General features: G+C 54.8%; 14 protein-coding genes. 8 read left to right on the forward strand and 6 right to left on the reverse strand.

The window, feature by feature from the left end; genetic code table 11:
* Positions 1-48: 48 nt before the first annotated feature.
* Entirely contained in the window at positions 49-597 is a 549-nt protein-coding gene (locus tag G516_RS0114540; protein WP_156879054.1) for a hypothetical protein, read from the forward strand.
* A 136-nt stretch (positions 598-733) separates the two neighbouring features.
* Here the strand turns inward: G516_RS0114540 and nirD are convergent, their stop codons facing one another.
* Both nirD and nirB read right to left on the reverse strand, forming a co-directional pair.
* Positions 734-1,048: a nitrite reductase small subunit NirD gene (gene nirD, locus G516_RS0114545; protein WP_036536701.1), complete on the reverse strand. Its 315-nt coding sequence runs from the start codon at positions 1,046-1,048 to the stop codon at positions 734-736.
* 20 nt (positions 1,049-1,068) lie between these two features.
* On the reverse strand, positions 1,069-3,648 hold the full coding sequence (gene nirB / locus G516_RS0114550) for a nitrite reductase large subunit NirB (protein ID WP_028294252.1): 2,580 nt from the start codon (positions 3,646-3,648) through the stop codon (positions 1,069-1,071).
* Between the two features lie 934 nt (positions 3,649-4,582).
* Here nirB and G516_RS0114555 point away from each other — a divergent pair.
* Positions 4,583-7,291, forward strand: a complete 2,709-nt coding sequence (locus tag G516_RS0114555) for a nitrate reductase (RefSeq protein WP_028294253.1) — start codon at positions 4,583-4,585, stop codon at positions 7,289-7,291.
* A 78-nt stretch (positions 7,292-7,369) separates the two neighbouring features.
* Here the strand turns inward: G516_RS0114555 and G516_RS0114560 are convergent, their stop codons facing one another.
* Complete coding sequence (locus tag G516_RS0114560; RefSeq protein ID WP_084645087.1) at positions 7,370-8,809, reverse strand: SLC13 family permease; 1,440 nt, start codon at positions 8,807-8,809, stop codon at positions 7,370-7,372.
* A 131-nt stretch (positions 8,810-8,940) separates the two neighbouring features.
* On the opposite strand from G516_RS0114560, the gene G516_RS0114565 reads away from it, so the two are divergent.
* Positions 8,941-9,828, forward strand: coding sequence for an AraC family transcriptional regulator (locus G516_RS0114565; protein WP_084645088.1), 888 nt, complete (start codon positions 8,941-8,943; stop codon positions 9,826-9,828).
* A 47-nt stretch (positions 9,829-9,875) separates the two neighbouring features.
* Here G516_RS0114565 and nfsA read toward each other — a convergent pair whose 3' ends face one another.
* Positions 9,876-10,613: an oxygen-insensitive NADPH nitroreductase gene (gene nfsA / locus G516_RS0114570; RefSeq protein ID WP_028294256.1), complete on the reverse strand. Its 738-nt coding sequence runs from the start codon at positions 10,611-10,613 to the stop codon at positions 9,876-9,878.
* A gap of 161 nt (positions 10,614-10,774) precedes the next feature.
* On the opposite strand from nfsA, the gene G516_RS0114575 reads away from it, so the two are divergent.
* Positions 10,775-11,371 carry an NADPH-dependent FMN reductase gene (locus tag G516_RS0114575; protein ID WP_028294257.1) on the forward strand — a complete coding sequence of 199 codons (597 nt, stop codon included), beginning with the start codon at positions 10,775-10,777 and terminating at the stop codon, positions 11,369-11,371.
* Between the two features lie 15 nt (positions 11,372-11,386).
* Here the strand turns inward: G516_RS0114575 and G516_RS24030 are convergent, their stop codons facing one another.
* Entirely contained in the window at positions 11,387-12,541 is a 1,155-nt protein-coding gene (locus G516_RS24030) for an aminotransferase class I/II-fold pyridoxal phosphate-dependent enzyme (protein ID WP_084645089.1), read from the reverse strand.
* 367 nt (positions 12,542-12,908) lie between these two features.
* On the opposite strand from G516_RS24030, the gene G516_RS0114585 reads away from it, so the two are divergent.
* Positions 12,909-16,052: a DUF11 domain-containing protein gene (locus tag G516_RS0114585; protein ID WP_028294258.1), complete on the forward strand. Its 3,144-nt coding sequence runs from the start codon at positions 12,909-12,911 to the stop codon at positions 16,050-16,052.
* Between the two features lie 488 nt (positions 16,053-16,540).
* On the opposite strand, the gene G516_RS22720 is transcribed toward G516_RS0114585, so the two are convergent.
* Positions 16,541-17,257 (reverse strand): S24 family peptidase, encoded by a 717-nt coding sequence (locus G516_RS22720; protein WP_084645090.1) that lies wholly within the window; start codon positions 17,255-17,257, stop codon positions 16,541-16,543.
* A gap of 226 nt (positions 17,258-17,483) precedes the next feature.
* On the opposite strand from G516_RS22720, the gene G516_RS0114595 reads away from it, so the two are divergent.
* From G516_RS0114595 to G516_RS0114605, 3 genes are all read left to right on the forward strand, one after another.
* Complete coding sequence (locus G516_RS0114595) at positions 17,484-17,765, forward strand: helix-turn-helix domain-containing protein (RefSeq protein ID WP_028294259.1); 282 nt, start codon at positions 17,484-17,486, stop codon at positions 17,763-17,765.
* A gap of 110 nt (positions 17,766-17,875) precedes the next feature.
* A complete protein-coding gene (locus tag G516_RS0114600; RefSeq protein WP_028294260.1) occupies positions 17,876-18,358 on the forward strand; it encodes a hypothetical protein in 483 nt (160 codons plus the stop codon).
* Positions 18,355-20,526 carry a Mu transposase C-terminal domain-containing protein gene (locus tag G516_RS0114605; protein WP_028294261.1) on the forward strand — a complete coding sequence of 724 codons (2,172 nt, stop codon included), beginning with the start codon at positions 18,355-18,357 and terminating at the stop codon, positions 20,524-20,526. The genes G516_RS0114600 and G516_RS0114605 overlap by 4 nt, the downstream gene beginning before the upstream one ends.
* Positions 20,527-20,568: the final 42 nt, after the last annotated feature.

The following is a 20,568-nucleotide window of genomic DNA, read 5'->3' on the forward strand; positions in this document are numbered from 1 at the left end:
GAGCAGTGGGGTTTAATACGTACAAAGAGCTCAAAGGAATGAAACACTATGAAATTTCGGCCACCAATATCCGCCCTACTATTTCCGGCTTTGCTATCGATGGGCGGCTGCGTTGCAGACAATGACTCCTCATCAGATGACAGCACACCAGAGCAGAGCAATGTCGAAATCAACTACGAATTGCTGAATAGCGGCAATATGGGCGAGTACAACGTGATTGGCGACGGCCCTCTCGTTCGCACCTTTCAAAATACCGATGACCTGAATCGCTCCTGGAGTTCCATGTTTACCAGCGAGCCACCCGAGGTTGATTTCGACAGTGCCCAATTATTGCTGGTTTACGAAGGGGTATCCAACGGCAACACCTGTGGCAATGCGACCTCGGTGGAGTCACTCAGTGTCACTCGCCCGGCAGACAGCGATGCTCTTACGACCAACCTGACGATCAACATCAATAACGTCAAACGCTGCACCAACAATAACGAGTACGCCTGTAATACCTTGTATGAGCCGGTATACAACTACTACCTGTACCGCATTGATTCAACTGTTTCTCGTACCCTGTTTGCAGAGCACTACGAAGAAGTCGACTGCTGAGCCTGCTTTCGCAACCAGCTGTAGACCTCACACAAAGGCCCATAAAATCCCATAAAAAACCGCTGTAACTCCGCCATTTCTGGCTACGTTACAGCGGTTGATGAGGCTTGCCTGCCAGACAATGGCAGGCTGGTGCTTACACCAGTTCGACCCGGCCGTCTTTCACCTGAACCGTCCAGGTTTTCAGCTTGATGTTTTCGTCTTCAAAGCACTCACCGGTTGCCAGGTCGTAATGCTGCTTGTACAGCGGCGAGGCCACCATGTAGCGGTCACCCTTGGTGCCGATCAAACCACGAGACATCACATTGGCCTTGCCAAATGGATCGTAGTTGCTGACGGCGAACACCTGTTCGGTGTTGCCAATACGGAACAGCGCAACCTGCTCACCTTCGTGCAGTGCGCATACGCCAGTATCCGGGGCAATGTCTGTCAGGGCACATACGTTAGTCATGATCTCTCTCCTATTACTGCTTACTCGCCACCGGCGACAGGGTTGCTGGCCAGTTCAACCAATTCAATACGCTCGGCTTCGGTCGCTGGGCGACGCTGACCACGCTCACGCACGTAGAACAGGTTTTTGTCTTCTTCATCGGCGTTAATGAAGTGCTGGAAGCGCTTCAGGCGCTCTGGGTTGTTGACGGTGGTTTTCCATTCACACTGGTAAGCGCCCACAACGCGCGTCATGCCACGCTCCAGGTCTTCACAGATATCCAGTGAGTCGTTGATCACTACGTCTTTCAGGTAGTCGAGGCCACCTTCCATGTTTTCCATCCAAACCGAGGTACGCTGCAAACGGTCGGCGGTACGAACGTAGAACATCAGCACGCGGTCGATGTACTTCACCAGGGTTTCGTCATCCAGGTCAGTAGCGAACAGGTCGGCATGACGAGGACGCATACCGCCGTTACCACAGACGTACAGGTTCCAACCGGTCTCTGTGGCAATCACACCAATATCCTTGGACTGGGCTTCAGCACACTCACGGGTACAGCCAGATACCGCAAACTTGATCTTGTGCGGCGCGCGCAGGCCCTTGTAGCGGTTCTCCAAAGCAATCGCCATGGACACGGAATCCAGTACGCCATAGCGACACCAGGTGGAGCCAACACAGGACTTCACAGTACGCAGCGATTTGCCGTAGGCGTGGCCGGTTTCAAAGCCCGCATCGATGAGCTTTTCCCAAATGGTCGGCAGTTCGTGCAGCTGGGCACCAAACAAGTCGATACGCTGACCACCGGTAATCTTGGTGTACAGGTCGAATTCCTTGGCCACTTCACCGATGGCAATCAGGCCTTCTGGCGTGATCTCACCACCTGGCACACGAGGCACAACGGAGTAAGTACCGTCTTTCTGCATGTTGCCAAGGAAGATATCGTTGGTGTCCTGCAGGCCAATATGCTCGTCTTTCAATACGTATTCGTTGTTGAACGACGCCAGAATGGAGCCAATGGCTGGCTTACAGATTTCACAGCCACAACCACCGTTGCCTTCGTTAGCCAGCACCTCAGCAAAAGTGCTGTAGCCTTTCACACGAATCACATCGGCCAGTTCACGACGGGTATAGGAGAAGTGCTCACAAATATCGGTGTTCACTTCCATGCCCAGCGCTTCCATCTCGGCATCCATCACCTGCTTCACCAGGGCGGTACAACCACCACAACCACTGGTCGCTTTGGTCTCGCCCTTGATGTCAGGCATGGTGCAGCAACCACCCTGCACAGCTTTGGAAATATCGCCTTTGGTGACGTCGTAGCAAGAACAGATCTGTGCGGTTTCCGGCAGTGCTGACACGCCCAGACCGACAGGCTCAGCACCATCTGAGGCAGGCAGAATCAGTGACGCCGGATTGCCTGGAATGTCCATGTCGTTCAGCATCAGCTGCAGCAAGGTGCCATACGCTTCGGAATCACCGACCAGCACCGCACCCAACAGCTTTTTGCCGTCGGCGGATACAATCAGACGCTTGTACACTTCGGCGATGTCGTCGTTAAACACATAGCTCTGGCTACCCGCCGTGTGGCCATGTGCATCACCAATAGAGGCAACTTCAACGCCCAGCAGTTTCAGCTTGGTGCTCATATCGGCACCCTGGAATGCCAGCGCTGGCTCCTGATGCGTGATCAGGCTATCAACGATGTGGTTGAACGCCACCTTGGCCATCTGGTAACCCGGAGCCACCAGACCGTAGATTTTGTTGTCCCACAGGGCACATTCACCGATGGCGTAGATGTCATCGTTGGAGGTTTGGCAGTAATCGTTAACAACGATGCCGCCGCGCTCGCCGATATCGAGGCCAAACTGACGAGCCAGCTCGTCTTGTGGACGAATACCGGCAGAGAACAGGATCATGTCGGTTTCAAGGAACGAGCCATCCGCAAAGTTCATGCGGTAACGGCATTCTTCACCAGCAACGATTTCCTTGGTGTTCTTTTCCACGTGGACTTGTACGCCGAGGTCTTCGATCTTGCGACGCAGCAGCTTACCGCCGCCTTCGTCGAGCTGAACGGCCATCAGGCGTGGAGCAAATTCAACAACGTGGGTTTCAAGGCCCGCTTCTTTCAGTGCGTTAGCGGCTTCCAGACCCAACAGGCCACCACCAACAACCACACCGGTTTTGCTGACTTTGGCAGATGCTTCGATGTTCTCAAGATCTTCAATGGTGCGGTACACCAGGCAGTGATCCTGGTCTTTACCCGGGATTGGAGGCACAAAAGGAAAAGAACCGGTAGCCAGAACCAGTTTGTCGTAACCCTCTTTACGACCACTGGCGGTGGTGATGGTTTTTGCGTGGGAGTCAATCTCAACCACTTTGTCGTTTAGCGTATAGATAACGCCTTGCGACTGGTATTCGGCTTCGGTGGTCAGTGCCAGATCATCGGCGCTGGAGCCGGAGAAGTACTTGCTGAGTTGCACCCGGTCATAGGCCAGGCGATCTTCTTCAGCGAAGGTAATGATATCGAATTCGGATGCGTGGTCAGAAGTAACCAGCGTATTGATAAAATTGTGGCCAACCATTCCGTTGCCAACAACGACGATGCGTTTCTTGCTCATGTGAGGGGTCTCTCTATCTTGTCATCAGGCTTTTTCTCCTTATGTGCATCGTTGCGCTGACCAATCCGGGCGTCGTTGCCATGGACGGACATCAGAGTTGCCAAAGCAAGTCAGGTGCCAAATCAGCAAATGGATGTCGTATTTCGTGTCCAAACCTCACTTGGCAAGCCAGACAAAGGCGAAACCAGTTCCTTTTTGCTACTCGCTACACCGGCTGAAATACGGGACAAAAAGGCGTATTCATGGGCTTTGTTGGTAGTTTTACCAGTTCACCAATGACCGACGGGGCCTCACAACTCTTTAAAAAGAAAACGACACAGAAACAGCAACGCGACAGCTGGTCCCTCTACCGCCTGAGTTTGAACAACGAATCTTTGACCAAGCAAAACCACACAAATCGCACCACGAAAGTGCGCCACGCACCACAAGCAAACAAATTCAGCCAAGTTTGTCATGCTTTGGTCACAAAACGGCCAAGGTAATACAGCACACCATCGGCGCGACCATTATTTAACCCTTGTTCCTTTAACCACCCGCCAAATAACAAGATATTCGGCACCTGACACGGGCAATGCCCTCTTCCATACTGACTGGCGCCCATGCCCATGGGCTTGAGTCCTCTATCCACGCTTTCCTGCAAACGGGGTACCCCGAAAACGACAGAACCAGTGAACAGCACAATGCAGCCGTCAGAGGCTTGTTCAAACCTCGATTGGCCAAACATTGTTGGATGTGGCACTGTTTTTGGATGTACAACGTTCAGTTGAAAACAATTTGATGGAAAGAACCGCCATATCATGGTGACCCGAAAGCTGATTTTCGGAATGGGCAAACTGCGATGAAGCCGTTTACCCCAGCGGTTCTTTCGAGAGCAAAGGCGCTCCCCGGCTAGTCCGGCGAGCGCTTTTTTTTACCCGAAATACAGGATTCGATCATGACCACAGCCAATCACACCACTTGCACCACCTGCCCTTACTGCGGTGTTGGCTGCGGTGTTTCGGTGACCCTGGATCAGAATCAAGACCGCATCGAGCAGCAAGTATTGCCGGTAGCGGGCGACACCGCCCACCCATCGAACTTTGGCAAACTGTGCGTCAAAGGCTCTGCTCTGCACGACACCCTCGACCACACCGACCGGCTGCTTTACCCATCCATTCATGGCAAGCGCGCCAGCTGGGACGAGAGCCTGCAACTGGTCGCCGACACCATTGCCGACGTGGTTAGCAAACATGGGCCAGAAGCCGTTGCCATGTACGCCGCCGGACAAATCCTCACCGAAGACTATTACGTCGCCAACAAGCTGATGAAAGGCTTTATTGGCAGTGGCAACCTCGATACCAACTCCCGCCTGTGCATGGCCTCTGCGGTAGTGGCCTACAAACGCGCTTTGGGTTCAGACACGGTTCCGGGCTGCTACGAAGACCTCGAATTGGCCGACCTGCTGGTGCTGGTAGGCAGTAATGCCGCCTGGGCTCACCCTATTTTGTATCAGCGCATGGCTGCCGCCAAAGCTGCTAACCCGCACAAGAAAGTAGTGGTAATCGACCCTCGGAAAACCGCTACCTGTGATTTTGCCGATCTGCATCTGGCTATTCGTCCGGGCACTGACGTGTTGCTGTTTAATGCCTTGCTGGCGCATCTGGCCCAAAGCGGCAAGCTGGATCAGGCCTTCATCGACGCCAACACGGAAAACTTCGAACAGGCCATTGAAGCGGCCAATGCAGAATACTTGGGACTTGAAGCGACTGCCCAGCAACTCGACATTGCCGTTGACGACCTGCAAACCTTCTTCGACTGGTTTGGGAATACCGAAAAGGCGCTCAGCTTTTACTCACAAGGCGTCAATCAGGCCCGCAACGGCAGCGATAAAGGCAACGCCATCATCAACGTGCACCTGGCGACGGGCAAAATTGGCAAGCCCGGTGCTGCGCCGTTTTCAATTACCGGCCAACCCAACGCCATGGGCGGCCGTGAAGTGGGCGGCCTGGCCAACCAGCTGGCCGCTCATATGGACTTCGCCGATGCCGACCGCGATCGCATTCAGCGTTTCTGGCAGGCACCCAATCTGATCAGCGGCCCGGGTTTGAAAGCCGTCGACCTGTTTGATGCCATCAAGGACGGCAAGATCAAATTCCTTTGGGTGGTATCCACCAACCCATTGATCAGCTTACCAGACGCCGACGACGTCAAAGCGGCCATCAAGGCCTGTGATCTGGTGGTGGTATCGGACTGCATGGCCAATACAGATACCGCCGAGCTGGCCGATGTGCTGCTACCAGCCGCCAGCTGGGGCGAGAAGAACGGTACCGTAACCAACTCCGAGCGCCGGATATCCCGTCAACGTAACTTCATCAAGGCCCCCGGCGAAGCCATGCCGGACTGGTGGGCGATGACTCAGGTTGCCAACAAACTCGGCTTCGAACAGGCGTTTGGGTACCAACATCCGGCGGAGATTTTCGACGAGCACACCCGCTTGACCGGTTTTGAAAACGGCAGTGATGGCCATGCCAAGCGCGATCTGGATTTGAGCGGCCTGAGCGGTATGAGCCGCGATCAGTACGACAACCTGACGCCCGTTCAATGGCCGGTAAACAGCGAATACCCCAACGGCCGTGCCCGCTTTTACGACGATGGCCATTTCTACACACCGACCGGCAAGGCCCGCTTTGTTCCGGTATCCAACCAGCTGCCGGAACCCGCAGGCGATGGCGAACTGGTGATGAACACAGGGCGTGTGCGGGACCACTGGCACACCATGACCCGCACCGCAAAATCTGCCCGTCTGGCCCAGCACATCAGCGAACCTTACGTTGATGTACACCCGGACGACGCCGAGCAATACGGCCTCAAGGACGACCAAATAGCACGGCTGTTCAATCAGCGCGGCGACCTCCTGATGCGAACCCGCATCCGCACCGACCAGCGTAAAGGCGAAGTCTTTGTGCCGATGCACTGGACCGACCGTTACGCCAGCAAAGCCCGCATGGGCACCCTGATTGCCAAAACCCGCGACCCGTTTTCAGGCCAGCCGGAGCTGAAGTACACCCTCATCAAGGCCGAGCCAGCCGCCTTGAACTGGCAAGGCATGTTGTTAAGCCGTTCCGACCTTGGCAAACCACCCTGCGACTACTGGGCTTATGGCCTCAACGACCATTGCCATGGCTACGAATTGGCTGGCAACCAAACACCCGCCGACATGGCCAATTGGCTGCGCCAGCAACTGCCCCACAGCGACTGCCAATGGCAGGAAATGCGGGACGACAAGAACCAGCACTTGCGCCTGGTCGCCATTCGGGAAGGACGCATTGAGGCGGTGATGTTCTGCCACCCGCAACTGCGCTTTGAATCGCGCCAGTGGTTACAGCAGTGTTTTGACAAAGACACACTGGAAACCAGTGACCGTCGCGCCCTATTGGCTGGACGCCCGGTAGATGGTGTCGTTGATCAGGGCAAAATGGTGTGCTCGTGCTTCGGCGTTGGCGAACGCCCAATCATGGACGCCATTATGGGCGGATGTTGCAGCGTGGAAGGCTTGGGTGAGGCACTCAAATGCGGCACCAACTGTGGCTCTTGCGTTCCGGAACTGCGCGGCCTGATCGAAAAGCATAAAGACGCAGCCGCCGCACTGGCCGTTGAAGCCTGAGAACCAGTTAGGCTGGCACTATTTTGCTGCATCGATACTGCTCAATAGCCTAACAAGCTATTGAGCAGTAATAGCTTATCAATCAAACATGCCGAGCCAATCCCACCAGAGGTAGTCCAGCGGCACCAACACCAACAAGGTAATCAAGGCCAGCGGAAACTGCACTTTCAGCACCCGACTTGCAGGTTCACCACTCAGGTGCATGGCCATCAACAAAGGGCCGGACTGGTACGGAAACATAATGCTGGAATACCCCAGCACCTGGGTCATTAATACCGTACTCAACGCAAATCCGGACGTTTCTGCAAAGTGAGCTGCCATCGGCGCCAACATGGCCGGAGCGCCTGCCTGGGTAGTTGGCAGGGTTGCCAGAAACGACATACTGGCTAACGACAGGTAGTTGCGAAAATGGTCACCGGGCGCCATTGGGAACAGGTGCTCCAGTTGCTGTGCGAACCACTGGCCAAGACCCGAGTTATTGATGACCGCGCCAATACCCAGAATGCCTGCAATAAAAATCAGCATGGTGGCATTCACATTCAGCTTTTTGGGGTCAACCAGATTCACCCCTGGCATCATCATCAAGACGGCGGCAGCCAAACCAACCCAGGCGGGATTCATACCGTGCCAGCTGTCGGTTAACCACAAGGCCAATGCCGCCAGCAACACCAACAGCATGCGGGTTTGACCATTCGAGAAGCCTTTCACCGCAGTCGCAGCCATCGTCCCGACATCAGCACCACCATTTAACTTCGCCAGAATGGCATTGGATTCCCGCGCCGGGTACACCCACAAAATAATCGCAATCAGCAACGCCGCTTTCAGAGCGCCAAGTACCGGAAAATGCAGAATCAGATAATCGAGGTAGCCAAACTGGATGCCATACAAGGAATCTGCAGCACCACTCAGCACCATATTCGGAATGTTGGCAGGCAAAATCGCCACCGTTGGAATGTGAGTACCAATCGCCAGCGCCATAATGATTCCCGACCGCCCCATAGTGCCCGGCTGAAAGCCGATTCGTTCAGACAGCGCCAGTACAATCGGAAGCATCATCACCAGCCGCCCCATCGACGACGGCATCACAAACCCCAATAACAGGCCGCCAACCACCAGCCCAATAATCAGGCGCTCATAGCTACCCGCTAACACCCGTTGCAACACCGACGCCAGGCGATCACCAAGCCCGGTGTTTTGAATGCCCATGCCCATCACCGTGCCGGCAAAGATCAGCCACAAGGCGGTAGAAGCAAAGCCCGAGAACACCACATTGGGTTCTGCAATACCGGCCAGAATGGCAATCAGAAAAAAGATCAGAGCCGTCAAGAATTCCGGAACGGCACCGGTGGACCACAGAGGCACAATCAACAACACCAGCACCAAAGCGTAGTTCTGGGTGGCGTCCAACTCCGCAACCGGAAACGCCAATACCCAAGCCGCCAGGGCAAACATCAAGGCCAGAAAAATATACTTGGGATGGAAAACACCTTGGGGTTTTGAGAGTGTCGGACTGGACATAAAACACCTGATTCTGAATCGAACTGGATCGCAGCAAATGCCCCACAGGAACACAGAATGTTGCTGCAGCCATTTGCACCGTCAGCGTATTGTGGCAAGTTAACCAATTGCGATCAGTCGACAGAACGCCAATGGATATCGATAACCCGCCAGGTTTACACTGTCATTCAAGCCCGGAATCATCAGGTCACTCCAGTGCATCGCCACACTCGGCCGATACTCAAGCACCATACCTGCGCCCGGAAGACGGCACTGGCACACGGCTTGGCCGTCGTATGGACCCGGAATGCCCGGTGCTGTGCCTGTCTGAACAACTACCAGCGGGCTCATTACGTACCCCACACAGCCATCCCCGCGCACAACTGGCGTGGGCTGCCAGCGGTGTATTGAAAGTGAATACGGCCTCCGGCAGCTGGATTGTGCCGCCCAGCCATGCCGTCTGGATTGCCAGCAATATGGAGCACGATATCCAGGTGGTCAGTGACGCCAGCATCGGCTACCTGTTTGTTGATGTATCCGTCACTCATCGGCTACCGGATCAATGTTTGGTACTGACCATCAACCCGCTGATGCGAGAGTTGATCCTCAAACTGGCTTCGCTCGACCTGAGCCCGCCCATGAGTGTCAAAACCGCCAACCTGATTGAAGTGGTACTGGATCAACTCGGAGAACAACAGACATCGCCGCTGCACCTGCCCGGCGGCCGCGATCGCCGCCTTCAGGCGGTGATGGACATACTTACCCGAGACCCGGCCGCAAGCAGTAACCTGCAACAACTGGCCTCAGCAGCAGGCGCAAGCCCACGCACCATCGAACGACTGTTTCAGAACGAAACCGGTATGAGCTTTCGCCAATGGCGTACCCGCCTGAAACTACTGGAAGCCGTACAGCGACTGGGAGATGGGGAAAGCAGCGCAGCCATCGCGCTGTCGCTGGGCTATTCCAGTAGCAGCGCCTTCGTGGCTGCCTTCAAAAAGAACTTTGGAGTGCCGCCGCAGCGGTTTTCAGACAGCGGATGAACGCCCCGTCTGGTTCATCGGCTGTCTCATACCTCACCTCAACCCCCTCACTTCCCCTCAAACCCCTGCTTGAACAAAAAATCTTTCATGTGCGGGCGCAGTTTGCCGGCAAACATCGGCTTCAGGCCTTCCGTCCAGTTGGAGCTTTTCTGGCCGCCGGTGCGCTCATGGTAGTAGCGTTCCATGTCGGCGTTGTATTGCTCCACCAGTGCCTGATCGTTGGAATCGTTGTAGGTGTTTTCCTGCAACACCAGCGCCAGCGGCAGCCGAGGTTTGATGTCTGGTGTTTGATCCGGGTAGCCAATGCACATACCAAACACCGGGTACACATGGGTCGGCAGTTTTAGCAGTTCGCTGATCTCTTGCGGGTTGTTGCGGACACCGCCGATGTAGCAAATGCCCAGCTCAAGGGACTCCGCAGCAACGGCGACGTTTTGCGCTGCCAGTGTGGCATCGACCGTTGCGACGATCAGCTGCTCCATCATGCCCATTTGCGGCTCGACGCCAGCGCGGCCGATGGCATCGGTAGTGCGTTTCATATCGGCACAAAACACCCAGAATTCCGGCGCACCAGTAATGTACGGCTGATTACCCGCCAGTGGCTGGATTTGCTCACGCAGCTGTGGGTCGGTGACGCGGATAATGGTGTAGGCCTGAACGTGGTTGGAGCTGGAAGCCCCCTGTCCGGCTTCGGCCAACTGCTGGATGACGGTATCGTCGACCTGCTGATCGGTAAATTTTCGAATGGATCGATGAGACTTCAACAAGTCGATCACGGGGTTCATACACACTCCCAATTGGTCACTTTTTCAGGGCCATCTACGTTAATCCCTGGCTCTGTAATGAACCAGAAAACAGATAGTTTCACCAGTAGACATAGGGACTGACGCCAACTCCCCCTAGAATCCACCGCCGTACAACAGTGACCTTCTGAAAGGAACAGACCATGTCCGACACTCTCCGCACCGCCATTATCTCCAGCGCTCATCGCCGCGACTCCCAAAGCGCCCGCATTGCCGAAGTACTGAAGCAGCATTTTTTGAACGGCAATGCCGATATCATTGATCTGTTTGAAGATTCCCTGCCACTGTGGGATGGCGAAACGCCGGCCAATGAAGCCATAAGTAAAGTGCAGCAAACCGCCGCCAATGCCGACGCCTTTATCTTTGTGGTACCGGAGTGGCACGGCATGGCACCTGCCGGTTTGAAAAACCTGTTGCTGTGGAATGCAGGACAGCCGCATATGGCTCATAAGCCCGTGCTGTTGGTCGGTGTTTCTGCCGCGGTTGGCGGTGCATTTGTGATCGCAGAATTGCGCGCCAGCGGCTACAAGAACGCCCGTTTGATGTACACCCCGGAACACCTGATTCTGCGCGGCGTAGGCGATCTGTGGGAAGACGGTGTTGAAGCGGAATCCGACGCCTATATCAGCAAGCGCGCGCAGTTCGCAGTCGATCAACTGCTGACCTACGCCGAAGCCCTGAAGCCAGTCCGTGGCAAGCTGCTGGAAGCCCAAGCGGATTACGCCAACGGCATGTCCTGATAGTTTCCAGGGACCCTAGCCAGCTTTGGCGGCGGCCGTTGTTAATGAGGTTGTTGCGTGCAGCGTCTGCGACAGCTCATCGACCACCGCCGCCAAGCGGTCCCAGGAATCCGTTCTGGAAGCCGAAATCAGTCCAAATCGCAGCATTGCCTGACCTCTAACGGCCCTTTCACCATTACCAGCCATCTCAGCGCCTGCGGACAAGGCTACCGGCCGGACCAGAATGCCTTCTCTGCCCAACCCCTCATAAATTGCACTCGCCTCGCCTTCTGGCAAAACATAGCTCACAAACAAGCCACCTCGGCTTTGCAGCCGTGCATTGGCCATTAAAGGCGCCAGCGTCCGGTGCATACGATTGGCCAAAATCGGGATTTGATGGCGGGCAAAACGGTGCCAGTCGGTATCTCGCCAGGCATCCGCCGCGATGGTTTGCGCCGGGCCATTCAGACTCCAGAGCGACTTGCCCCGTCGAACACTCTGCCAGCGTTCCCACACCTGATTACCAAACACTACGGCACCAATGCGCAACCCCGCCAGCCCGAAAAACTTGCCAAACGAACGCAACACCAGCACGTTGGCAGGCAAATCTGCCGCACTGCGATCAGGCGACTGCAAAATGGATTGGTCAGGCGTCATGTCCATAAAGGCTTCATCCACCAGCAAACAGCAACCCGGTGCCAGTCGTTTGGCCCAGCCGTCCAAAACCGACAACGGCATCTGCACACCCGTGGGGTTGTTCGGGTTGATGACCACCAGGTGCTGATCCGGATTCAACGCCAGCTGATCTTCCACGCTGCGCACCATGGAGCCCGCGTCCATGGCGCTGTACGGTTGCACGGTTCTGCCAGCGTCTTTCCATGCCTGCTGATACTCCTGATAACCCACGTCAGGAACCAGCATCGGTTTGTTTTCCAACCAGCCGGGAAGATGGGCAATAAAGGACTGCGACCCCGGAATAACCTCCAGCTGGTCACTGCCGTAATAGCCGCAGGCTGCGGCATGCGCGCTTGCATCCAGATACGGCATGGAGGCAAAGGTTTCCAGCGGAGGAACGCGAAAGGGATACGGCTCCGGATTGATGCCGGTAGACAAGTCAATCCAACCGTTCATTGGCACACCAAAATACGCAGCGGCAGCGGCCAGATCGCCACCATGCATTGGGAACTTCATCAGGGCTTTACCTCACACAAGGGGATTTCAACCTTGTAGCGGAAGGAGTACATCAATTACTGCGGGCCAGATCACGAATTGGCGCGGCGCGGCAGCATCCAGTGAAAGCCAGATACAGTAGTCAGGCCTGTCAGGATCAAAAACGCTTACGGCACCGGGTTATGCAGAGTTATTCAGAGGCTATCTGGAAAAACTGAAGACCAGCAAAGCGTGACAAACTTCGCAAGAACAACAGGCACCGTCAGCCGGTCAACGCAAAATTAACAACAACTCACAGATATTTACAGTCAGCATGGTATTCTGACTAAAAATCACACACACCAAGCCAGAACAAGGTAGTACTGGCTCACTATCGTAAAGCGACGACATGTCAAATCGAGCGTATGGATGCGCCACGAGCGGCTGGAAGACACTGCTGCGCCTGGTCCGTTATTGTTTTTTTGCCTGCTATTTTCTGCTTGCTGCTATCTACACTCATGCCGACACCCAGGTAGAACTGAACGAGACCTTTGCAGGTAACATCGACTTCGCTCTGGCAGGCGGCTCTTTACGCAGAAGCGACGACGAATGCCAAATGGTACAGGGAGGCGTATCTGAAGACACAGTACAGCTCCCGGCCAATGCGACCATTGAAGCGGCTTTTCTATACTGGGCTGGCAATGGCTCTGTTGATTCCCAGGTGACCCTTAATGGACGTTCTATCCGCGCCACACCGGGTAATTATCACACCGTTGAAACCGACAATAACCGCACCTATTTTGCTGGCAAAGCCGACGTCACCGAATACGTCAGCAACAGCACGTCCACCAATTACACATTTAGCGGCCTAACATTCGAAACCGGGCAGAACAGTCGCTATTGCGACAACGCCACCGTCTTTGGCGGCTGGGCACTGGTCATTGTATACGAAGCGCCGACCGAGCCTTTGCGAGTTGTGAATATTTTCGATGGTTTCCAGACCTTCTGGGGAAGCTCCATCACACTGACGCCGAACAATTTTGTCGTCGATAACAATCCTGGACAAAAGCAAGGCCACCACGCACATATCACCTGGGAGGGAGACGACGGTAACTCTCAAACCAAAAATGGCGTTCGAGAAGACCTTTTCTTCAACAACAACGAGCTGACCGACAGCAACAACCCCAGCAGAAACCAATTTAACTCCCGTTCCAATGAGATCGGTTCCACCTCTGGTGTCGACATCGACAGCTATCAAATTGGCAACTACCTGAGCGCTAATCAGACCTCGGCGACAACCGTCTATTCTACCGGCCAGGACAGGGTTTTCCTGAGTGCAGAAATCATCAGTATTCCCAACCAACCGGTTTCCGATCTGACCATTATTGATGACGGCGACGTCGGTGTTGTACGAGGTACAAATGCCACGTTTGTGATGAATATAGTCAATAACGGCCCCAGTGACGCCGTAGGCGGCGGAACGGTTGAAATAGACCTGGAGGACAATGTTTCATACGAGGGCTTCAGCGGCACCAATTGGCAATGTCATGCCGCGACCAGTAGCACCGTCAGCTGCGTTTACTCTGGTTCGATCGGGGACGAAGAACTCAGTGAAGACCTGTTACTGACTTTGGGGACGGCAGCAACCACACTGGACGAAATCGACATGACGGCAACGGTTTCCATTGCCGCTGGGGAATTCGACAACAACGCCTGGAATAATGAAACCACCCTGCGCCTTACCATTGGCACCGCCGACCTGACGACGTCGGTCAAAAATGTTGAATTCAGCACCCTTGGGGAAACACTTCACCCCGGCGATACACTGACATACACCATCGCCCTGAATAACACCGGCAACAGCTCGACCATTGCCACACTGCTGGACCACCTGCCCGCCGGCATCGACTCCTTCAGTGTCATTACGGTGCCTTCAGGAGCGAGCTTACAAACCTATGGAGCACCGGATGGCGACCATGGTGCCGGATATTTTGAACTGACGGATGTGTTTGTACCGGCCAACGGCAGCGTTGCCATCACCCTCGACGCTGTCGTTTCAACCGCCGCGCAAAGCGGTGACACCTTCACCAACACAGCCGTGGTAACCGACAGCAATCTGAATTCAACCAATATCACCTCAGAAACCGTCACCGTCGGGCAAGCCTTTTCTACCGAGGGCAACAAACCCTTGTATCTGCATATGAGTGACAACAGTGCGGATTTGACGCTAAGCCGTATGTCGGAGGAAGCCTCTGGCGCACCGGATTACTTCACCATCGACAGTGGAACAACCGCAGTCTGGACACTGACACCGGCGGTTCAAACCAACCTGTCACTGGATTACAGCGAAGACATAGCCAGTGAGTTTTACGTACAGATGGACTGTAGAAATGGCAGAAGCAGGATTTACAACTTCGAGGTCGAGCTGGTCAACGCGACCCTTGGACAGACAATTGCCGATTACCAGGTATCCTTCTCAAGTAATTGGAACAGGCTGCGCTGCAACCGCTTCTACCGCTTTTCCTACCCTTTGGAAATCATCAACCAGGCCTCTATTAATGCAGGAGACAGCCTGCAGCTTCACATCAGCCTCGACGCTGAAGACGACATGCGCATTTACGCCAACCGGTCCAACACCCGGGCACGAATTGAGCTGAACTCCAATACCATCATCAACATCAACAGCATCCTCGCTTACGATGCCCCATACCCAAATGGCACCGCCACCACTCAGGTTACAGAAGGGTCTGAGGCTTACCTTAGAATCGTTGTCAGCGACCCTTTCGGTTTTGAAGACATCACCGAAGCCCGCATCACCAGCATCAGAACACCGGCAGGTGATGAGCTACTGCCCTCATTTGGAGGTACGGAACCCAGCCCGGTATTGCTCGACCCCATCATCAGCTCAGGGGCGTTCAAAACCTACCAATATCCACCCGCAGACGAGCCAGGCATGGAGTTTCCGGATGGCGAGGAATGGATAGGCCAATGGCGTATCACCATAGAAGCCGACGAGGGCTATGAAGGCATCGTTATGGCCAAACGGACGGTGATTATCAACGTCACTGGGCGGCCGGAGCCTGAACTGATCAAAACGACAGAAACCATATGGGACCCGGTGAACGGCACCAATAACCCCAAAGCCATTCCCGGTGCTGATGTCATGTACACACTGACGATACGCAACCCAGGCGACGGCAGCATCACTAACAACAGCATTGTGATTGTCGACGTGATTGATTCCGAACTGGTGTTTATTGCCGACGACTTCACCAATACCACCAACCCGGGAAACAGCGGCCCGATTATTTTCACCGACGGAGACAGCACTCCGTCAGGGCTGACCTTTAACTTTACCGCGTTGGACGATTTGACCGACGATGTCGATTTTTCAACCGATGGAACCAACTTCGACTATGTGCCGCAACCGGATGCCCGCGGCATCGACGAAGCAATCACGCACATTCGCCTTAACCCAAGGGGCGTGATGAGCGCAGCGGATGGCACCGACATTCCCGAGTTTAAACTGCAGTATCAGGTCAGGGTGGAATAACCACCCTGCTCTTTTTAACAGGCCAGTTGCTCTATCAGCCATTCAGTAATCCGGCGCCAAGACAACCCGCATCCAATAATTTGGTAACGGATTTAAAATAATAGGAACCCTCTGAATAACTCTGCACAGCTCTGCGCGAGTCCTGCAGGTTGTCAGAACAAGGCGGCGAATGCAGTGGAATGACTCGTCCTTTCCAAATTCGCCAACACCGTTCTGGCGGCCTGCAGGCCGCGCCCTGCGGGGATGGCAGGGCATTGCTGACTCTTGTAACCAGATAGATCTCCTTAGATAGATACTGAATCCGGGATTAAGTGGAATTGAATGGAATCAAATGGGACGGATTCAGTATTCATGCGGTTTTAAGCGATGCTTTAACCGAAATTGAATGAAATCTATCTAAGAACATGCGCCGAGCGAAATTGCTCGGCGTTTGTATTTTGGCGGTATGTTCCTAGACAAAATTACACTGTCCAAGAAGATGTCGCGACTCAGTAATCCTTGCCAACCCACACAACCCGACCAATCACTTCGAGATCCGGCATGTTGCCGTCGAACTTCACCAGGTTGGGTGGATAATCTTTGTTGTCGCTGATTAGCAGGACGCCTTGCCCTGGAACGAGCGACGTCCGCTTTACCACCAAGTGGCCATCGACGCGAATCACATACATGCGGCCGTCCTGCGGGCTTCTGTCGCTTGTGTCGACCATGATGGTGTTGTTGTCGCTAATCGTTGGCTCCATAGAGTCGCCCTTTGCGAACACCACGACCAGATCCTTTTCGTGCAATCCCTTGTAATTCAGCCACTTGCGGCGAAATGCCAGCTTGCGCGATACATCCTCACTACCAGCAAGCGCCCCTGGTCCTGCGCTTACCTGGATGCTGTAACCTGGGATCAGCGCGTATTCGTCAGCGATGTCTGCTGCGTACGGCGCGGGTTCCTCTTCTTTGACGCAATCGACCCCAGACTGGTAGTCACCGCGCAACTTTGGCCCTGTGCCCACCATCAACCATTCGTGATTGACGCCAGCTGCATTGGCAATCAATACCAGGTTGGACCACTTTGGCTCAGTTCCTTCTGATATGTAGTAGTCGATGGTTCGTCTCGGCACTCCAGATGTGAGCGAAAGTTTTCCTATACCCCCGCAAATATTCGCGCACTCCTTTATTCGTAATGCAAGTGCATCGAGTTCTTCGTTTTTGTTCATGGCGAATCCGAAATTTAAGGTTAAGCAATGGCGACTTTTCGCTTTTAAAAATTATCTTTTAAATCAATGAATTACGGATTTATCGCGAAATAAAACCGAAAAATGAAAACGAAAAGCGAATTTTCGCTTTACCGATTGGCGAAATCTCGCTAACTTAGCCCTACCGTTAAGCAGTACCGACAAGTAACAACGCTTAACCGAAGTCATTAGTAAGAGGGCGAAAAAAATGAGCAAGTCCGAGAACCGCTCACCAGCCGACTGGCACAAGGAAGACATCAAAGCAGCAATCCGCAAGCGCAGCGTAACCATGGCCGATTTGGCTCGCGCCAATGGTTACAACCCGCGCACCTTCAGCAATGTGTTCAACCTCAAGTATCCGAAGGTTGAAAGCATCATCGCTGAGTTTCTGGGCACCACGCCAGATGTCATCTGGCCGAGTCGTTATCAGGAGCCTACCCGAATTCGTCCGAGCAGCACCTGCGCGGAAGTTTACCGAAATGCGTCATAAGTTGCGCGACCTCTGTCTTGTTTGGCTGAAATCAGCATAGGCAGAGCGAAATCCCGCCGATAGAGGCAAAACCACTTTTTATTTAGAACCCCAACTCGCAGGTAGTAGCAATGGCAAAGCGGAATTGGAAACGGCAACAACCTCGGTCGCTCAAGCACGGCATGGAATTGTGCGTTGAGCACGCAAAGCAGGTTAAGAGCCTGTCTGTCGAGCGCATCGCGGACCTGATGGGTCTGCCGAATCACTACACACTTTACAAATGGCTGGAAGAGGCTCGCATGCCTGCACTGATGATCCGTCCATTTGAACACGCATGCGGCCAGAGCTTCGTCACCCAATACCTGGCCGCCAGCTCACACCAACTTCTGGTGCCAATGCCCAACTCCAAGCCAGCAAAATCCGAAGACCTGATGGCGCTGCACGGCTCTTTCAGTGCTGCCGTTGCCGTTCTTGCTGCCTTTTATCAGGGCGACGAAGAAGGCGAAGCCGCCATGGCCGAACTGACCCGTTTGATGGGCGATGTTGCCAGCCACCACACACGCGTTGAACGCATGTGCGCACCTGAGCTGGAACTGTTTGGAGACGACCAATGAACGACTGGTTTACCCCCAAGGATCTGGCCGGTATTTCCGGGCTTCCAGGTACCGAGCGGGCCATACAAATTAAGGCGAAAGCCGAAAGCTGGCAGTCACGGCCGAAAGCCGTCGGCAAAGGCAACGAATACCACATCAGTAACCTGCCTGCAGAAAGCCAGCGTGCCCTACGCATCAGCATGGCCAAAAAGGCCGCAGCCGCCAGCCGTGCGAATCCGGTTTTACTGGACGACGACAACGCCAAAGCCGCAGCCCAGCTGCAACGCGAGCAGGCGCTGAACCGTTACAAAAAACTGTCCGATGGCCAAAAGAAGAAAGTCGACGCAAAGCTGGCGATTTTGCACGCCGCGCAGGAATTCCACCGCGCCAGCGGACTGCCAAAGGGCAAGGCATACACCGAATTCAGCACCCTCTACAAAGCGGAAGAAATCGCCGTTGAAGCATGGGTGCGCGAGATTGAACCCAAGTGCAGCCGACCATCCCTGTACCTTTGGGAAAAGAAGATCAACGACAGCGGCATCGACGCACTGGCAGGCGACACCGGCAAAGGCCGTCGCGGTACCGGCGTGATCGACAGCCAGCCAGCACTGCGCGAGTACATCGTGGGCATGGTGGTTGACCGCCCACACATCAAGATCACCACCTTGGTTAAGGCCCTGCGCGCTGAATTCGCTGGCACCGAAGTCACCTTGCCATCCGAGCGCCGTCTGGCCGAGTGGATCAGCAAATGGAAAAGCGACAACCGCGCCGTATTTACCGCCGTCACCAACCCGGACGCGTGGAAGAACAAATATATGGATGCGCAAGGTTCTGCCTCTGAACACGTCCACGCCCTGAACCAGCTGTGGGAATTCGACAGCACGCCAGCCGACCTGATGCTAACCGACGGTCGTCACTCCATTCTGGGAGCGATTGACGTTTACAGCCGCCGCACCCTGTTCGTTGTGATGCCAACATCCAACAGCAAGGGCGTTGCCCAGGTTATCCGCCGCTGCCTGCTGAGCTGGGGCGTGCCAGAAACCGCCAAGACGGACAACGGCGCGGATTACAAATCAAAATACATCCAGCAGGTATTCCGCTCGCTGGGCGTTGAGCAGGAATTCTGCCCACCGTTTCAGGGCTGGAAAAAGCCTCACATTGAACGCGTATTCAAAACGTTCTCGCACGACATCGCCGAGCTTCTGCCGGGCTACATTGGCCACAACATCACCGAGCGCCAAGCCATCGAAAGCCGCAGATCATTCAGCGATCGCCTGTTTCAGAAAGACGAGCTGATTGAAGTGAAAATGAGTTCCGCCGAGCTGCAGCAATTCTGCAACGACTGGCTGGAGCACGAATACCACCCGCGCCGTCACAGCAGCCTGGGCGAATCCCCAGCCGCCCGCGTGGCCAGCTACGCCGGAAACATTCGCACCATCAACGACGAACGCCTGCTGGACGTACTGCTGAGCGAGCCTGCCGGTACCCGCACCATCACCAAAAAAGGACTCAAGATCGACGGCGGCATCTACATCCACGCAGAGCTGGCTGCCCACACCGGCGAGCAGGTGAACGTGTTCTACGACGAAGCGGATATGGGCCGTGTGTACGTGTACAGCATCGACGGTGACTATCTCTGCACCGCTGAAGATCCTGAGATCACCGGCATCAGCCGCGAAGAAGTTGGCACCAAAGCCAAGGCTATCCAGAAGGAAGCGATTCAAGAAGAGCGTCGCCGCCTGAAAGCTGCTGCCCGCAAAGTCACCAAGCGCGACGTGGCACAGCAGATCCTGGAACACCGTGCGGCCGAAGAACGTGCCGAGAAAGTGCGCCACTTCCCACGCCCAGAACAGGAACACACCAGCGCAGGCATTGAGGCCGCCAAAGCAGCACTGACTGCCCAGCAACCAGCGGCCGATCTGCCAGCTCTGCCAGTAACTGAGGCACCTGCCAAGCCAGCCGCGCAGGTGATTCGTCCTGAGTTCAAAGCCCCGGCCATCACACCGCCAACCGACTACGCCGAACGTTATCTGTTTGCCCTGGACATCAGCCAGCGCATCGATGACGGCGAAGCCACCGAAGCCGAGGCGAACTGGTTCAACCGCTTCAAAAACAGCAGCGCATTCAAAACAGGCCGCGACCTGCACCAGATGCGCACCGGCGGCCTGCCGTTGACCGGCCGCAAGTAACGATTAACGCAGTTTAAACACCCAATAAAGGAAGGAACGACT

It is taken from the genome of Oceanobacter kriegii DSM 6294 (genome assembly GCF_000422845.1).
GTDB classification, from domain to species: domain Bacteria; phylum Pseudomonadota; class Gammaproteobacteria; order Pseudomonadales; family Oceanobacteraceae; genus Oceanobacter; species Oceanobacter kriegii.

Excerpts from the sequence above, each read along its gene's own strand:
- G516_RS0114540 (WP_156879054.1), top strand. The coding sequence starts at position 49 with ATGAAATTTCGGCCACCAATATCCGCCCTACTATTTCCGGCTTTGCTA.
- nirD (WP_036536701.1), bottom strand. The coding sequence starts at position 1,048 with ATGACTAACGTATGTGCCCTGACAGACATTGCCCCGGATACTGGCGTA.
- nirB (WP_028294252.1), bottom strand. The coding sequence starts at position 3,648 with ATGAGCAAGAAACGCATCGTCGTTGTTGGCAACGGAATGGTTGGCCAC.
- G516_RS0114555 (WP_028294253.1), top strand. The coding sequence starts at position 4,583 with ATGACCACAGCCAATCACACCACTTGCACCACCTGCCCTTACTGCGGT.
- G516_RS0114560 (WP_084645087.1), bottom strand. The coding sequence starts at position 8,809 with ATGTCCAGTCCGACACTCTCAAAACCCCAAGGTGTTTTCCATCCCAAG.
- G516_RS0114565 (WP_084645088.1), top strand. The coding sequence starts at position 8,941 with ATGGATATCGATAACCCGCCAGGTTTACACTGTCATTCAAGCCCGGAA.
- nfsA (WP_028294256.1), bottom strand. The coding sequence starts at position 10,613 with ATGAACCCCGTGATCGACTTGTTGAAGTCTCATCGATCCATTCGAAAA.
- G516_RS0114575 (WP_028294257.1), top strand. The coding sequence starts at position 10,775 with ATGTCCGACACTCTCCGCACCGCCATTATCTCCAGCGCTCATCGCCGC.
- G516_RS24030 (WP_084645089.1), bottom strand. The coding sequence starts at position 12,541 with ATGAAGTTCCCAATGCATGGTGGCGATCTGGCCGCTGCCGCTGCGTAT.
- G516_RS0114585 (WP_028294258.1), top strand. The coding sequence starts at position 12,909 with ATGTCAAATCGAGCGTATGGATGCGCCACGAGCGGCTGGAAGACACTG.
- G516_RS22720 (WP_084645090.1), bottom strand. The coding sequence starts at position 17,257 with ATGAACAAAAACGAAGAACTCGATGCACTTGCATTACGAATAAAGGAG.
- G516_RS0114595 (WP_028294259.1), top strand. The coding sequence starts at position 17,484 with ATGAGCAAGTCCGAGAACCGCTCACCAGCCGACTGGCACAAGGAAGAC.
- G516_RS0114600 (WP_028294260.1), top strand. The coding sequence starts at position 17,876 with ATGGCAAAGCGGAATTGGAAACGGCAACAACCTCGGTCGCTCAAGCAC.
- G516_RS0114605 (WP_028294261.1), top strand. The coding sequence starts at position 18,355 with ATGAACGACTGGTTTACCCCCAAGGATCTGGCCGGTATTTCCGGGCTT.